Source organism: Stenotrophomonas sp. LST15-1-1.1 (assembly GCF_040815575.1).
GTDB classification, from domain to species: Bacteria; Pseudomonadota; Gammaproteobacteria; order Xanthomonadales; family Xanthomonadaceae; genus Stenotrophomonas; species Stenotrophomonas lactitubi_B.
This window is the reverse complement of the sequence record NZ_JBFPNJ010000025.1, coordinates 1-255: the sequence shown is the minus strand read 5'-3', so window position 1 is coordinate 255 and position 255 is coordinate 1. Positions and strand designations below refer to the sequence as shown.

The following is a 255-nucleotide window of genomic DNA, read 5'->3' as shown; positions in this document are numbered from 1 at the left end:
TATAACCTCAAGTTGCCTTGGCCGACATGACATGTCGATAGATCCAAGTGCACGCTACGTCACAAGACCAAACGAGAGGCAGGCGCTCAGGCGCGTCTCTTTGCAACGCTGGCATCATCATGCCCGCTCCCTGCAAAGACACGACGCCCAGGCGACACTCCAACCGCCTCCCTGGTGAAATTAGCGCTATGGAACCACCCGATCCCATCCCGAACTCGGAAGTGAAACGTAGCTGCGCCGATGGTAGTGTGGCCT

The 255-nt window shown here is 57.3% G+C and carries 1 rRNA gene; it reads left to right on the top strand.

Annotation, left to right across the window (positions count from 1 at the left end):
• Positions 1-170: 170 nt before the first annotated feature.
• A 5S ribosomal RNA gene (gene rrf, locus MRBLST15_RS12580) occupies positions 171-255 on the top strand; the annotation flags it as partial.